Source organism: Mucilaginibacter sp. P4_E8, assembly GCF_056401495.1.
In genome coordinates, this window is the sequence record NZ_JBFUJG010000029.1 from 13,857 (window position 1) to 28,502 (window position 14,646).

General features: G+C 41.0%; 12 protein-coding genes. 8 read left to right on the forward strand and 4 right to left on the reverse strand.

All coding sequences use genetic code 11. The features are described from left to right. Positions 1 to 73 precede the first annotated feature (73 nt). A complete protein-coding gene (locus AC1DRQ_RS13440) occupies positions 74 to 532 on the reverse strand; it encodes a hypothetical protein (RefSeq protein ID WP_477425120.1) in 459 nt (152 codons plus the stop codon). Between the two features lie 308 nt (positions 533 to 840). Here AC1DRQ_RS13440 and AC1DRQ_RS13445 point away from each other — a divergent pair, with 308 nt between their 5' ends. Further along, entirely contained in the window at positions 841 to 1,344 is a 504-nt protein-coding gene (locus AC1DRQ_RS13445; protein WP_477425122.1) for a DoxX family protein, read from the forward strand. Positions 1,345 to 1,446: 102 nt separating this feature from the next. Here AC1DRQ_RS13445 and AC1DRQ_RS13450 read toward each other — a convergent pair whose 3' ends face one another. After that, entirely contained in the window at positions 1,447 to 2,853 is a 1,407-nt protein-coding gene (locus AC1DRQ_RS13450; RefSeq protein ID WP_477425124.1) for a pectate lyase family protein, read from the reverse strand. Positions 2,854 to 3,308: 455 nt separating this feature from the next. Between AC1DRQ_RS13450 and AC1DRQ_RS13455 the strand changes: the two genes are divergently transcribed. Continuing rightward, positions 3,309 to 4,355, forward strand: a complete 1,047-nt coding sequence (locus AC1DRQ_RS13455; RefSeq protein ID WP_477425126.1) for a hypothetical protein — start codon at positions 3,309 to 3,311, stop codon at positions 4,353 to 4,355. Between the two features lie 87 nt (positions 4,356 to 4,442). Here AC1DRQ_RS13455 and AC1DRQ_RS13460 read toward each other — a convergent pair whose 3' ends face one another. Next, positions 4,443 to 4,847 (reverse strand): DoxX family protein, encoded by a 405-nt coding sequence (locus tag AC1DRQ_RS13460; RefSeq protein ID WP_429393859.1) that lies wholly within the window; start codon positions 4,845 to 4,847, stop codon positions 4,443 to 4,445. Between the two features lie 311 nt (positions 4,848 to 5,158). Continuing rightward, the gene (locus tag AC1DRQ_RS13465; protein ID WP_477425129.1) at positions 5,159 to 7,681 is read right to left on the reverse strand and encodes a DUF7133 domain-containing protein; all 2,523 of its coding nucleotides are present in this window, start codon (positions 7,679 to 7,681) and stop codon (positions 5,159 to 5,161) included. Between the two features lie 469 nt (positions 7,682 to 8,150). Between AC1DRQ_RS13465 and AC1DRQ_RS13470 the strand changes: the two genes are divergently transcribed. The 6 genes from AC1DRQ_RS13470 to AC1DRQ_RS13495 all read left to right on the forward strand — a co-directional run bounded on the left by AC1DRQ_RS13470 (position 8,151) and on the right by AC1DRQ_RS13495 (position 14,646). Next, a complete protein-coding gene (locus AC1DRQ_RS13470) occupies positions 8,151 to 8,969 on the forward strand; it encodes a hypothetical protein (protein ID WP_477425131.1) in 819 nt (272 codons plus the stop codon). A gap of 410 nt (positions 8,970 to 9,379) precedes the next feature. Next, the gene (locus tag AC1DRQ_RS13475; protein ID WP_477425133.1) at positions 9,380 to 9,925 is read left to right on the forward strand and encodes a GNAT family N-acetyltransferase; all 546 of its coding nucleotides are present in this window, start codon (positions 9,380 to 9,382) and stop codon (positions 9,923 to 9,925) included. A gap of 12 nt (positions 9,926 to 9,937) precedes the next feature. After that, complete coding sequence (locus AC1DRQ_RS13480) at positions 9,938 to 11,110, forward strand: M20/M25/M40 family metallo-hydrolase (RefSeq protein ID WP_477425135.1); 1,173 nt, start codon at positions 9,938 to 9,940, stop codon at positions 11,108 to 11,110. Then, a complete protein-coding gene (locus AC1DRQ_RS13485; RefSeq protein WP_477425137.1) occupies positions 11,085 to 12,425 on the forward strand; it encodes a sigma-54-dependent transcriptional regulator in 1,341 nt (446 codons plus the stop codon). The genes AC1DRQ_RS13480 and AC1DRQ_RS13485 overlap by 26 nt, the downstream gene beginning before the upstream one ends. Positions 12,426 to 12,674: 249 nt before the next feature. Beyond that, positions 12,675 to 13,277, forward strand: coding sequence for a hypothetical protein (locus tag AC1DRQ_RS13490; protein ID WP_477425139.1), 603 nt, complete (start codon positions 12,675 to 12,677; stop codon positions 13,275 to 13,277). Between the two features lie 238 nt (positions 13,278 to 13,515). After that, positions 13,516 to 14,646 (forward strand): sensor protein KdpD, encoded by a 1,131-nt coding sequence (locus tag AC1DRQ_RS13495; RefSeq protein ID WP_477425141.1) that lies wholly within the window; start codon positions 13,516 to 13,518, stop codon positions 14,644 to 14,646.

Consider the following 14,646-nt stretch of genomic DNA (forward strand, 5'->3'; position numbering starts at 1 on the left):
TAAATAGAAGCATAGAATATCATTCTATGCTTCTATTTCTGTCTTAGATTCATTTCTCCTGGAAAGTATCTCATCATTTAAAATGAAGAGATGCAAGCATTTCGCCTTTAGGGAGTTCCCGTGAAGTATAATGAAGGCTTAGCTCATGATTGACATTATTCTTTTCCAACTGCAACAGCTCTTTTACCGATATCGTCATATTTAAATCCGAACCGGTGGTATTGGCAAACTCAAATTTCTTCAACGTATTTCCCTTCTCGTCTTTTATGGCAATGCTCCTGCTCGTACCGGCTCCCTTTACAGTGCAATGTTTGTAATTGATGCGCAGCTGATCATTGTCATTTGCCTTACTCAGTTGCAGTACTCTTAAACTCAAAGGCTGGTTCACCGCCTGGTTTAGGATGAGCTTGTTATTAAGATAGATCTCGTAACTGTCTAACCCAAACTTTGTTGTAAAACCAAATGCGGTGAAGCATAGTGTAATCAGTGTAAATATCTTAATAAACGCCTGATTGAATGTTGTGTGTTTCATAATATAAAATTTTAAATGAAAACCCTTAACTATTTTCTGATAACAATATTAAGCATACAGGAAATGAAGTAGAAAAATAGTAGACCAACAACCGGAATAATAGACATCAGCATTTTTATCATCATATTCCGCTAAATAATATGGTTCGTAATACGTTTATTTCGTTAAAACCTAAAGTGGTAAAATTGGATAATGATTATAAAATCAATCTGAAATAGCGTATAGGAGGGAAACTCAACAAAAACTAAAAGATCTTTGTAAGGATATGTGAGTTACAGCGACTAATTCCAAAACTAATATGCCTCAATATGATAAAAGACATTTTTTCAAGATCGAATAAAAACTACAACAATTGGGCTCCACTATTTTTGCGTCCCGGAATGGGCTTTGGCTTTATGGCCCATGGGTATGTTAAACTTAGCCGCGGGCCCGCAGGCTTTGAAAAGCTACTACATTTAATTGGTGTTCCATTAGCACATATTACAGCTTATATTTTACCTTGTATTGAATTATTTGGAGGATTAGCGCTTCTGTTAGGCTTGTTTGTCGGGCTTGTTTCCATTCCACTCATCTCAACGATGCTTGTCGCCATGTTCACCATTCAACTAAAGTTTGGATTTAGTTCTGTGAATACAATAGGTCTGACACCTCAAGGACCTTTATTCGGTCCTCCCGGATATGAAATTAACGTGATATACATAGCAGGTCTCATCGCCTTAATCATTTCAGGTGCAGGGGTGTTTTCCCTTGATGCGTTTTTGATGCGCAATAAATTAAAGAATAGAAAGAAATTGACAGATGGCAAGGCATAAACGCCAGGACCTGAATAGCCTCATAAAGTAAAAAAAATGCCTGCCTCATTGGAGGCAGGCTTAAATTAAACGTGATAGATTTTTTTTTGATTAATGAATCCCTTAATTAACTGTTTTAGGGCCTGCCCCGGCTTTAACAACTGTAGGCACATTTGCAGCAGCAGTAAGCAGGGACGTATAAGAATAAGGTGGAACCCAGGTTTTTAATGTTGTAGTAATATTATTGGCACCACAATTTGAATAGATATTAGTTGATGTACCACTGAAATAACCTACAGGTTCCCCATCAAGGTTAGTTGTAAGCGGTTTTTTACAGCCTGAAAAATATTCCCTATCAGTTCGTGCAATACCAGCATACCTGACGCCTATAGAATAGCCCGAATTGTTTAAATGGTAGTTGTTGTACATGTGAATTGATCCAAAAAGCAATGTTGGTTCTCTTTCGCTTACGTTATACCAAAAGTTGTGATGAAATGTAACATGTAATTTGCCGGTGTTAGCCGCTGCCGCACCACTTGCTGTGGAACCGATAAGTACCGATAAGTTAGTGTCATGGAACCTGCTCCATGAAACGGTTACAAAATCGGCCCCCTCAGCAAGACCAATGTCCTTACCCCAATAATCCCAGCCATGAATTTTGTCTGTTGAAAAATCACAATGATCTACCCACACGTGGTGTGATTGGAATTTGATGTAAACCCCGCACTCTGTTACATAGTTTTTGAATGTTATATTTTGAATGATAACGTTGCTTATTGTAAACAGATACAGGTTTATACCTTGTAAAATAGCTCCTGTTTTACCTATAAGCGTGGTGTTGGATCCCACATAAACAGGATCATATCCGGCTCCTCTAATAGTTCCGCTGACGTAAACAATTTTAGGAGACGAACCGGCCACTGCCGCTTTAAAAGCTGCTAATGATGTTACTGTAACGGTTTTGCCGCCCTTACCTCCGGTGGTTGTTCCATTAACGGTAGCGTATCCTGTTAATAAGGTATTTAAGACTGAACCTGTAGGCGCTGTTGAAGTGGTCTGCGTAGTTGTGGAACTTCCGGCCGTTCCGGTAAGGGTATAGGTGTATTTCCTGCCGTTATTAAGCGGATTACTGTTATCCGATGCAGAAAAATACAAATCTTTTCCCCAATGGCTAAAGCTTCCTTTTCCGATCTCTCGGATGTCACTGTGAGCCGAGTGCGCGGGCCCTAACGCGACACCGTTTTCATAAATCTTAAGCGTTGAAACGGTTGGCTGTTCATTTGAATCGCCCGTGGCAGAAATTGGCCCCGCTTTGTAACCATGGCCTGCATCATGTCTCATTGTGGAAACACTAATTGGATAAACGGTTGGCGCAACATTTGTTGTACTTGTTACAGAAAGACTCTCCGGTGAAATAGCATTAACCGGGGGACTGGGTGCGTCTGCATTTTTGGAGCAGCTACCAATCAAAAGAATGGCAGTTAGTGCCAAACCGACTGATTTTCTTCTTTTTAAGGATTTTTTTTGCATAGAGTGTTTTTAAAAGGTTGGTCATGCAACGCTGCCTTACCTTAAAAATTACCGTTGATTTTTTTTAAAAGTTTATAGACTATAATTAAAATTGGTTCAAAAAATAAGCTATGAGCGATTTATATGTGTAAAAATGATGTAAAATACAACACAGAAAGTTGTAAAGTAATGTGCATTTAATGACATTTAAATGACATTTCATGGAGCTACCCGCAAATCATGATTACTTAAAATCTCATAGAATAATTAGGTAAATGCTTAATTATCTAAGCTTTACGACAGCATTTAAGGGGTATTTTTATTTAAAAATATAAGTATTGTTAGTTTGCGTAAAAACCACATATGCTTAACGTGGTTTAACGCATTGTTTTATAGTGTTTTATAGTGAATTTTATGTTGTTCTGACCCCGCCGTGATGATCGAGGGTTATCATAGCAAAAAATAAAAGATACAAAATGAAAACGCCTGCTCATCGTTTTTGGCCATTCACACCAAAGATCAGTATTATCTCTGCTGTAATACTTTTAATCTCGTTATTGCTCATTACCGGAACTTTGCACTCAACTACTGGCTGGCCGGCTGATACTTCAAGTAATACGATCTTAATAGGTGTTTTTTTGCTGAGCTTGTTACCAGTTACACTTGCTATTCTCGATATAATTATTGAACGCGGAGGCACCATAGGTTATGGCGATCTTAAGATTGATTTTTCAAAAATACAACAATCGGCATATTCAGGGTTTACCGTACCTGCAAATATTGGCGTACGCGGAGAACATGTGGCCGATAGCGGAACCTCCAATATCCTGGATACATTGCGTGAGGCTACCTCTTCGGGTGTTGTTGTAATAGATTTGGAAGATGGACATGCCTGGTGGGAAACCCGGCTGTTGGTTTTAATTGCCGGTGCCGACCGGCTTGGAAAACCTGATAAAATAGTGTTCTTAGCAACCATAGAAGGCAGGGAACAAACATTTGTAGGATGGGCGCGGCCTAAAGAGCTGTTACAGCAATTATTAAAAGAGAATCCGCAATATTTGAAGAGTTTTTATGCATCGCGGGCCGCAGCCAGGCAGTGGGAATTAGTACCCCCGTTGGAACCTGTACAACCCTATAATAATTACAATATTCCGCCTGCGCAACCCTGGATGCAAGGTGCGCTTGCCACAAATCATACCTGGATGGCATTCTCAACTATTTCAGGACTACCAAATGAATTACTAACGGAACAACTTTTACAACATGAACTTGGTGAAAATATTGAAAATAAGGGAGGTGCGAAACATATCAGTATGGTGCATCTGGATGAAGTTTTTAAGCCAATATTGATAAAGCAGCAGATTGACAAGAGTTGGACGGATGAAAAGCAAACCAGTACGCTGTTTTCAAGCGAAGCTGCCTTTATTGCAATAACTGAAAATGGTAGATATTCATCACTGGTTTCAACACAATTACTATATAACGAAGTCCTGAGGGGGATGCTGAATACTAAGAAATCCTGAAATGATATTTAAAAAACCAGACGGCTGATAAAGTGCCAGAGACTTTATCTTTGGCACTTTATTCCTGAGAGTTAGCTAATATTAGATTTAATTTTTTACGCCGGTCGAAAGATTAAGGTAGGTCGCAGAATAGATCTTCCGGAACATTAGGTAAGTGATGGTTACCATGGTAAACGCAACAATGGCGTCGATGGTACCTGATGGTCCAACCACATTCAATTTGGAGGCGAAGGCAAAGATGATATCGAAGAATACTCCGGCAAACACCCATTCTTTTAACCTAAGCAGTTTGTCTGGAATTAAAAGCACAATAATTCCTGATAGTTTAGCGATACCCAGCACGTAAATAAAGTAGGAGGGGTAGCCCAATTGCAGGGTGATGTCCCAAACAATGGGGTTTTTAGTCAGTTCAAAAAAACCGCTTGCACCAAACCATAAGGAGGTTAACAAGGCGCCTGTCCAATAAATTCTTTTTGCATTTTTAAGTGTCATGATATTTGATGTTTAAGTGTTTTGTTAAACCAAATTTGATCATTACCGGTTAAAACGCCGAGTAGTTTATCAGTGAAATAGGCAAAATTCATCGTGGAATAGACATTTAGGCACCCGATACCGATATTGATGACCATCAAGGGGGATTCTGCCTGGATTGTTGAAAGTAAGAAGGAAATTCACCGGAATTAATGCCGATGACAGTAAATTTTACAATGGGTATTTATATGGGTGAAGTACCGGGCGGGAGCCACCCGGTACTTTTGATTTGTTTATATTAATTAAGTTAAGTGAGGGCTTGAAAATAGCACTTAGTTTTTTTGCTGTGAAAGAAAAGTGATGAGGGAGGCAAACTCATCGTATGATAACGCATTGGCAAGACCGGTAGGCATCATAGATGTTTTCAATTCTTTGCGACTGATTACGTCAGCGGTTTTTATCATAAAAACGTCACCGGTAATATTTCGCATGACTATTTTTTGGGCCGACTCCTCGGTAATGAACCCCATATAACTTTTGTTTCCTTTTGCCGATATCATGACGGTTGCAAAGCCCTGAGAAATAGATGCGTTAGGTTTAAGAACCGACTCTGCAATTTGTTGCCGTTTCATGATAGAACCAATTTGCCCCATAAACGGACCTTTCTGTTTTTCACCCCTGTTAAGGCTATGACAGGCTATGCAGCCCTGGCGTGCAAAAAGAACTTTTCCCTTTAATGGGTCCCCTTTTATTTTTGCGATCATCAGCATCACATCCTCGATGGAAGATTTCCCGATCTGGCCTTTCTTGTTCCTGATCTTTGCCAGGTCGATCTTAACTTCTTTCGAGGCAACGTTTTTTTCTTCGCCCCCAAACGCGGTGATACCCATTTGGTGCCGGGCATTTAAATCAGCAAAAAGTTGTTTCCCGCCAGGCGCCGATTTTGCCCATTGGGTTTTTAAAAACTGCTCAATCTGTAACGAACCTGCCCATGTAACGCCTTTGTAAATTGGTCCGTGCGAATCCGGCCTCGTGCCCCACCACCAGGAAGCATCATAATCACCTTCTTTTTTGTAAAGCCGGGATAACGTTACCAGTATTTGCTTTTTGGTTTTTTCATCCTTAATTTTTGAATAGGAGCCGATTAAACCATCAACAGCTTTGGTATCATACATGTATCTTAAAGCCCATAGTGCCAGGGTGGAGTTTTGGGTTCCGATGGCGTTAACGGATTCATTAACAGCATTCATACTTACAAGGGCCTTTACAGCCAGATGTGCCGGTATAATTGCGGAATTAGGTTTGGCATGAGGGCCTTCCTCATTTTTTCCCGGCGCCACAAAAGTAGCGGGAACATGTGTTGCCAATAACGGTTGCGCTGCAGCTATTCTGTCGAGGCGGCCCAGGCCTATAATGGCTGCGACTTGAACGCGTTCGGAGGAATCCTTTAAACCGGCTAAAAACGGTTCAATGGGTACGTTTTGAATACCGGCCTTTCTGTCTGCCAATGCCCTTAAGGCAAATTCTCTTAAATCCTTATTTTTCGAAAGCTGTACTAAGGCGGGTATTCCATTTTCACGGGTTGCCTGGCCATAGGTGTAAATACCTGCTACCCGGGCATATAACGGCAGGCTTGCATCATTTGCAATTCCAAGCGACAGCCTGCCGGTCTCTTCAACAGGCCTGGTAAGGAGTTCCTGAGAGGCACTTAGCCTGGCTACAGCGCTTGCTGATTTAAGTAAGTCTGCCAAATCACTTGATGAAGCGGCATGAAGATCGGGGAAAGCCTTGTAAGTCCAGTTTTTAGGCACGGCCCGCACAACATAGCCTTTAGCTGGATCGCCGGAGTAACCAGCGCCATCCCATGCAGAAAGGTAAAGTATTCCGGATCCATCTACGTCAAGATCTGTAATCTGAGGTAATTGAATAAATTCTTCTTCTTTTTGCTGAAAGCTGGCGCCATCCGGTTTTACACGGTTAATATAAAGTTCGCTTCTTCCCCAGTCAGCTGTCATTGGTACATGGTTGTATTTTTCCGGCCAGGTGGGTTCGTCCATAAACAAAGAGCCTGTGCCCGATCCACCTCCTAAATCTACCAGGGCTGGTAAAATTTCGTCTGTAAAATGCTKGAACAATACAGGGTACCCATATTCGCCCGATTGTATGTGGTGAGAAAAACGGATGTTCCATCCGCCGCCATCATTGGTATTGTCCCTCGTGAAAATATTCATGTAGGGGTCAATGGCAACGTCATAAATGTTTCGGGTTCCATGTGTGTAAATCTCCGTCTCAGTTCCATCTGGCCTTACTCTAACGATACCACCACCCAGCATGGTTAGTTTTTTGCCGCTGCGGTCTATAGCATCATGAAATCCAAAGTCACCAACAGCAATATATATCCAGCCGTCGATGCCCATGCGTATTCCATTGGTAGCATGGTCTGTACCTCTTTCAACCAGCATGTGCGCATTGCTGATATGCTCAATCAGCGGTTTTGGGGGCCCGTCGGCAATGCCGTCCTGGTCCTTATCTTGAAAAACTTCCAGGTTCATCCCGGTCGCCTTACCCGTTTCTTTAGAAAACACAGTGTGCATTACAAAAACCTGATCACCCATAACGAGGATACCCCGGGGATCGTCAACTTCGGCAAATTCTGTATGCTTGTCTATCTTACCGTCATGATCACTGTCCACAAGCCGGAGAATTTTTCCTTTTCCGGGAGTTTTGCCCAGCGAGCCTATCATATCTATACCAACAAATACCTCACCTGTTGGTGCTGTCGCAATACAGGCGGGGCTTGGTGTAAGCTCGGGGCCTGCAAACATGGTAACCGTTAATCCTTCGGGCCAATGCAAAGAATCTTGGTGTACAGTACTTAAAGTTTCCCTTTGATTTAACAAAGAAGAAGTACTTTGAGGTTGACTTTCCTGGGAAAAAGTACCTGAAAAGTATCTAAATAAGCCTAAAGAGACTATGGCAAAAAACAGAGTGAAGGAAAATTTTAGCATAAGTGGTCTGAAATTATGAATAATTATTACAATGGCAAACAGATAAAATTATGTGTTTCATTTAATGATAGTTACATTTATTTTAATCATTAATGAATTATTGTTTGGCAATGCATTTTTGAGCCATTAATTGCTATTCAGAACATACTGCTAAAGATTGTTTAATACGGCATCTTTTAAAAGGTTGGATGATTATTTCAAGCTTGTCAAAAAATATCTTTAATTTTAGGGTTATCAAATAAAAATACAATTCCTACTATTCTCAAACTTTTAAATCGAGTTAATAAATCTAAAAAAGGTTTTATAATTATTTTATATGAAAAGATATGTTTTAGTGCTTTTTTTATTTCTCTCTTTTTCGGGCTATTCGCAAAATTCCATTAATAATTACAAATATGTGGTAGTGCCCGAAAGATTCAGTTTCCTTAAGCAAAATGATCAGTATTCGCTAAATAGCCTAACCAAAGGCCTTTTGCAGGATAAAGGTTTTACAGTTTATTTTGATAATGCTGAATTGCCCAGCGAAGTGGCTAACAATAAATGCCACGCATTGAATGCCGAATTATTAGAAAAAAGCGGAATGTTTACCACCAGCCTTACACTTTTGTTAAAGGACTGCCAGGGTAATATTGTTTTTAAAAGTAAAGAGGGTAAAAGCCGGGAGAAAGATTATAAAGTTTCTTATAATATGGCTTTAAGGGATGCTTTTACATCCTTAAATGAAGTTACGTATGCCTATAACGGATCAACCAATGAGCCGGCCCAGYCAGTGGTTACAACAATAGCTGCAACAGAACCTGAAAAACAAATAGCTACAACAGCAGCTTCCGCAGTACCTGTAAAATCAACGGTAGCAGCTTCAGCTACGGCTTTAGCAGCACCTCCAAAAACAACAGAAGCGGTAACCAATCAGCCGGCAGGAACATTATATGCGCAGGCAATAGCTAATGGATATCAATTAATTGACACCACGCCGAAAATAGTTTTAACCCTCCTGAAAACCTCGGCAGAGAATTATTTTATAGCCAGTAACGCTACTGCTAACGGAATAGTTCTGAAAAAGAACGAAAATTGGTTTTTCGAATACTATAAGGATGGTAAGCTTATTTCTGAAAAGCTACTGGTTAAATTTTAGTTTTTTTTAATCAAGGGAAATTAGCAGAATATAAAAAAACTAACCCAGACTTATCAGCTGGTAAAAGGCATGAGTACCGCTTCCGGACCTAAAAGAAAAAAGGCACTAAGCCAGAATAGTATTAGCATACTGGCTGTAGATGAAAATGATTATCGGGAGCACTTCAGCGACAAATCTGAGAATCATCATATGGTATGATTTTTCCCGGAATAACCTAATTTGATAAAAAAAGCCTTTCATTTTGATAGGCTTTTTTTATGACCTTTTCAGTCCCCAAAAAATAAAGCCTTCATTTAAAGGATCTAAACACATAAACACAGCTATGCCTGGATAATGGGCATTCTTTTGGCAACAGGGTATATACAGTTATTAAACAATCCGTGCTTTAACTGGAAATAAACTAAAAAGAAATGGAAGATGAACGAATTATTGTAAGGTCAGCCATTCCGGCTGACGTGGTCTTCGCTGACCAGATTATTCATGAAATGGAAAGTTCCGCGATAACAAGAGGCTCCGGAATATCAAAAAGATCAGCAGCCTCTGTAATAGAAAAAATTGACACCGGCAAAGCGATAGTTGCCGTAACCGAAAAAGGTGAATGGGCCGGTTTCTCCTATATAGAGACCTGGGACAATGAAAAGTTTGTCTCAAACAGCGGTCTTATCGTATCCCCTAAACACCGTAACCAGGGTGTTGCCTCCCAAATCAAAACACAAATATTTGAATTATCCCGAACGAAGTATCCATCCGCAAAGATATTTAGTATTACCTCGGGCCTGGCCATCATGAAACTGAACACCAAGTTGGGCTTTGAGCCGGTAACCTATGCAGAAGTTGCACAGGAATCCACCTTTTGGGATGCTTGCAAAAGCTGCGTTAACTATGATGTATTGCAAAGTAAAAAGAGGTGCAATTGCCTTTGTACCGCAATGTTGTTTGATCCACAGTTAAATTAATTATTTATTGTTATGATAAAAGATCTGAATGAAGGATCAGGCATTTCCCGGGTATGGGACGGCCTGCCAATGAATTCTCTGCTTTTTAGCGAGTCGGTAACTTTACTGCAACAATTAATAAAAACGCCCTCTTTTAGCGGAGAGGAAGCGACGGCGGCGGATATTGTTCAGCGATACCTCACCAGCTATTCCATCAAAGTTAAAAGAAAAGGAAATAATATCTGGTGTTATAACAAGTATTATGACAGTGCCAAACCCACCATTTTACTCAATTCTCATTTGGATACCGTTAAGCCTAATGACGGTTATACCAATGATCCCTTTTGTCCTGAAATAGCTGCGGGAAAGCTTTATGGTTTGGGCAGTAACGACGCCGGGGGATGCCTGGTGTCATTGATCGCCACTTTTTTGCATTTTTACTGTTACAAGGGCCTGGGATTTAACCTCTGCCTGACTGCTACCGCCGAAGAGGAAAATTCCGGGCAAAATGGTATTAAGTCCATTATTCCTCTGTTGGGCAAGCTGGAGCTGGCCATTGTTGGCGAGCCTACTTTATTACAGATGGCTATTGCAGAAAAGGGGAATCTGGTGATTGATTGCATTAGTAACGGGCGTTCCGGGCACGCAGCCAGGGAAGAAGGGGATAATGCCATTCACAAATGTCTCAAAGACCTGGAATGGTTCAGGAACTACCAGTTTGCGCAACCGGTAAAAGGGCCGTCGCCAGTAAAAATGACCATTACTACCATCAATTCTGGCTTACAACATAATATTGTGCCGGCCAAGTGTGAGTTTACGGTAGATATCCGTAATGACGATACTTTTTCGCAACAGGAGATCCTTGATACTATCAAAAAGCATGTGTCCTGCCAGATCAAGGTTCGTCCTGGTTCACTGGGGGCATCTTCAGTTCCGTTTGATCACCCTATCGTGAAAACAGGTATCGCGGTAGGATGTAAAACCTATAGTTCACCCACGTCTTCAGACCAGGGCTGGCTAAACATACCCTCCGTCAAGATCGGGCCCGGTGATTCGGCCAGGTCACATTCTTCAGATGAATTTATTTACCTGGAGGAAATCAAAAAAGGGATCAGCATATATGTCAGGTTACTGGAAACCTTGCCGCTGATGCTGATCAACAACCCAAATAAGTACAAAGATGAAATCAAATATATTAATAATTGATGACGAGATTAAGCTCAGTGAATTACTGGCAAGGATACTGATATTAGAAGGCTACAGTGTATTACAGACTCCCAATGCTAAAGCCGGACTACGTATAGTTGAGCGTGAGGACATCCGTGTGGTGTTAAGTGATGTTAAACTACCCGATGCTAACGGGGTAGAACTGGTTAGTAAGATCAAGCAAATCAAACCCTATATCGAGGTGATCAACCTGACTGCTTTCGGATCGATCAGCGACGGGGTTTTAGCGATCAAGAACGGGGCTTTTGATTATTTGACAAAAGGCGATGATAATGATAAGATCATTCCTTTAGTTAGTAAGGCCATTGATAAAGCCAACCTGCAGTTTCAGGTGAGCGAACTGCAAAAACAGATAGAGGTGCAACATGGCTTTCCCATTGTTTTGGGGCAATCGCCCGCTATTTTAGAGGCCGTAGAACTGGCGAAGAAAGTAGCCGAAACAGATGCTACCGTTTTACTACTGGGGGAAACCGGTACCGGCAAGGAAGTATTCGCAGAAGCTATTCATTATGAAAGCCTAAGGAAAGACAAACCCTTTGTAGCGGTTAACTGCAGTGCATTTAGTAAAGAATTACTGGAAAGCGAATTGTTTGGCTATAAAGCCGGGGCTTTCACCGGGGCTGTTAAAGATAAAAAAGGATTGTTTGAAGAAGCCAGCGGAGGAACTATTTTTCTGGATGAGCTGGGTGAAATGAGCCATGACCTGCAGGCCAAATTGCTGCGGGTACTGGAAAATGGCACTTTTATAAAAATAGGGGAAACCAAGACCACCAAAGTTAATGTACGGTTAATTGCCGCCACCAATCGTGATTTGCAAAAGGAATCTGAAGAGGGCCGTTTCCGTCTCGACCTTTTTTATCGCTTATCCGGCTTCTCTATTGTATTACCGCCCCTGCGGGAAAGAATAGGAGATATAGAAGTATTGGCCAGGCACTTTATCGAAGTTTATTCAGCTAAGATTAAAAAGAAATTACCCGATGTAGATGAACTTTTTTTTAAACTGCTGAACCAGCATAAGTGGAACGGCAATATCAGGGAACTGAAGAATGTGATGGAAAGGGTGATCATCCTCATGGACGAACCTATACTGACCCCCAAACTATTGCCTTTGGAGTTCCATAACGGCGGTTATTATGACCTGGTGGCACTTGATCTGGACAGCGTGGAAAAACACCATATCAGGCGGATATTAAAATATGCCAGGGGTAATAAAACCGAGGCCGCCAGGATATTGGGTATTGGTCTCGCCACGCTTTACCGCAAAATAGATGAATATCACCTCATGTTGAACTAATCAACATGAGAATGCCACTGTTTCAAATTGAGAGGCTTTTTGAAAAAGTCATTTAAAGAAAGCAGTGGCTTTGTTTTTAAACTATTGATAATCAATTCCTCCATGCTTAAGCTATCCAGTCTGGTATAGCAATTGGCTAACATGCCACAAATAAGTAATAACCCGGTAAGGGCAAAGCGGACAAAACTTATACAAGCTTTGCCCTTACTACTAAAAGTATACATCATCATAAATTTAATATATATAATCATGAAAAATTCAATAAAAGTGCTCATCGCGGTGATTGTAATCGGTATACAAAGTATACGACTGCATGCACAAAATTCAAAAAACACTACAGGCATTTATCTTACCGAACAGGATTATAAGGCAGGCAGGCTAAGTTATGTTTTAAATGAAAACGATAAACTTCAGCTGAATGAGTTTTTAGGCGGAAAGCATATCAGTCTGGTTTATCAGGGTAAAAAAATGAAACTGTCCAAAAGCGAAATTTTTGGATACCGCCGGAACAACCAGGACTTCAGATACTTTCATAATGAGGCATACCGGGTACTGGATACCTCCGGCTTCCTGCTTTACAGCCATCAGCAATTAGTTCAGCAGGGTAAAGGATATATACCCGTTGAACAATATTTCTATAGTACCAGTTCCGCTGCGCCGGTTTTAAGTTTAACCATTGAAAATATAGATAAAAGCTTTTCCGCGCAAAGTGAGTTCCGTTACAGTGTCCAAAGCTATTTCCATAAGGATGCTGATCTGATCACATTTGACAAGGTGGATAATCAATACGAAATCAAACACCTGTACTTTGAGCATAAACAAGCCACAGGTACTCAACATGCAGCTCTTTAATAACTATTTGGTACCCCTATCATATAATGCTGAACCCTGGAAGTCGTGAGTTAAAAAGCGGCTTCCGGTTTCCACCCTCTAAACTAAACACTGAGAAAAATACCCCTGTTTATTCCTTTAGCAGCTACGGCAATGATAGCGCTCACATAGTAATATAATATATTTGTAAAGGGCCATATTTATGTAGCTCATAATCCATTAATTGCCATTAGTATAGCGGGTTCATTTAATCAATAATATGTCTGAAGAGGATAAAGATTCGACCGTCAAAACCTTTATTGAGCTTGTAAAAAAATCAAGGCGCGGAAAGTTCAAGATCTATATCGGTATGAGTGCCGGGGTAGGCAAAAGCTATCGGATGCTGCAGGAAGCGCACGCGCTTTTACGCAATGGGATTGATATACAGATTGGTTATATTGAAACACATAACCGGGCTGAAACAGAGGCATTGGTAGCAGGGCTACCGGTTATATCACGCCGGAGTATATTTTATAAAGGCAAGCAGCTGGAGGAAATGGATCTCCAGGGAATCCTGAACCGGCACCCCGAGGTAGTGATTGTTGATGAACTTGCCCATAGTAATGTTGAAGGCAGTAAGAACTCCAAACGCTGGCAGGATGTTGTTGATATACTGGATGCGGGCATCAGCGTGATTTCGGCGGTCAATATCCAGCACCTGGAAAGTATGAACCAGGAGATAGAAGAAATTACAGGTATTCCTATCACTGAGCGTATTCCTGATAAAGTACTGGAGCTAACCGATGAAATTGTAAATATTGACCTTACGGCCGACGAACTGATTGACCGGTTGAAAGAAGGTAAAATATATGATCAGTCAAAGGTAAAAACAGCCCTGTTGAATTTCTTTCAACCAGACAAGATCCTACAGCTGCGGGAACTGGCGCTCAAAGAGGTGGCGCATCATGTTGAACGGAAGATCGATACAGAAATACCCAAGCAGATCAAACTACGGCCCGAACGGTTTTTAGCCTGTATATCTTCCAATTCGGATACGGCAAAGGTGGTGATCCGCAAAACGGCCCGTCTTGCTTCTTATTACCGTTCTTCCTGGATCGTTTTATACGTCCAGAGCAGCGGGGAAAGCGGCAACCGCATAAAACTGGATAAACAACGTCACCTGATCAATAATTTCAAGCTGGCAACAGAGTTGGGAGGGGAGGTGATCAAGATAAAAAGCGACCATATCACCCAGACTATTATGAAAATCGCAGACGAACGTGAGGTGACCACCATCTGCATCGGGAAACCGCATTTAAATTTGTTCCAGGTAATTTTAAAAACAGCCGTATTTAATCAGTTACTTAATCACATATCTAAGACGGCAATAGATTTAGTAATTTTATCATAA

Bases quoted from the DNA above. Each gene is read 5' to 3' on its own strand.
- AC1DRQ_RS13460 (WP_429393859.1), bottom strand. From the start codon at position 4,847: ATGACACTTAAAAATGCAAAAAGAATTTATTGGACAGGCGCCTTGTTA.
- AC1DRQ_RS13440 (WP_477425120.1), bottom strand. From the start codon at position 532: ATGAAACACACAACATTCAATCAGGCGTTTATTAAGATATTTACACTG.
- AC1DRQ_RS13450 (WP_477425124.1), bottom strand. From the start codon at position 2,853: ATGCAAAAAAAATCCTTAAAAAGAAGAAAATCAGTCGGTTTGGCACTA.
- AC1DRQ_RS13495 (WP_477425141.1), top strand. From the start codon at position 13,516: ATGTCTGAAGAGGATAAAGATTCGACCGTCAAAACCTTTATTGAGCTT.
- AC1DRQ_RS13485 (WP_477425137.1), top strand. From the start codon at position 11,085: ATGAAATCAAATATATTAATAATTGATGACGAGATTAAGCTCAGTGAA.
- AC1DRQ_RS13455 (WP_477425126.1), top strand. From the start codon at position 3,309: ATGAAAACGCCTGCTCATCGTTTTTGGCCATTCACACCAAAGATCAGT.
- AC1DRQ_RS13475 (WP_477425133.1), top strand. From the start codon at position 9,380: ATGGAAGATGAACGAATTATTGTAAGGTCAGCCATTCCGGCTGACGTG.
- AC1DRQ_RS13490 (WP_477425139.1), top strand. From the start codon at position 12,675: ATGAAAAATTCAATAAAAGTGCTCATCGCGGTGATTGTAATCGGTATA.
- AC1DRQ_RS13445 (WP_477425122.1), top strand. From the start codon at position 841: ATGATAAAAGACATTTTTTCAAGATCGAATAAAAACTACAACAATTGG.
- AC1DRQ_RS13480 (WP_477425135.1), top strand. From the start codon at position 9,938: ATGATAAAAGATCTGAATGAAGGATCAGGCATTTCCCGGGTATGGGAC.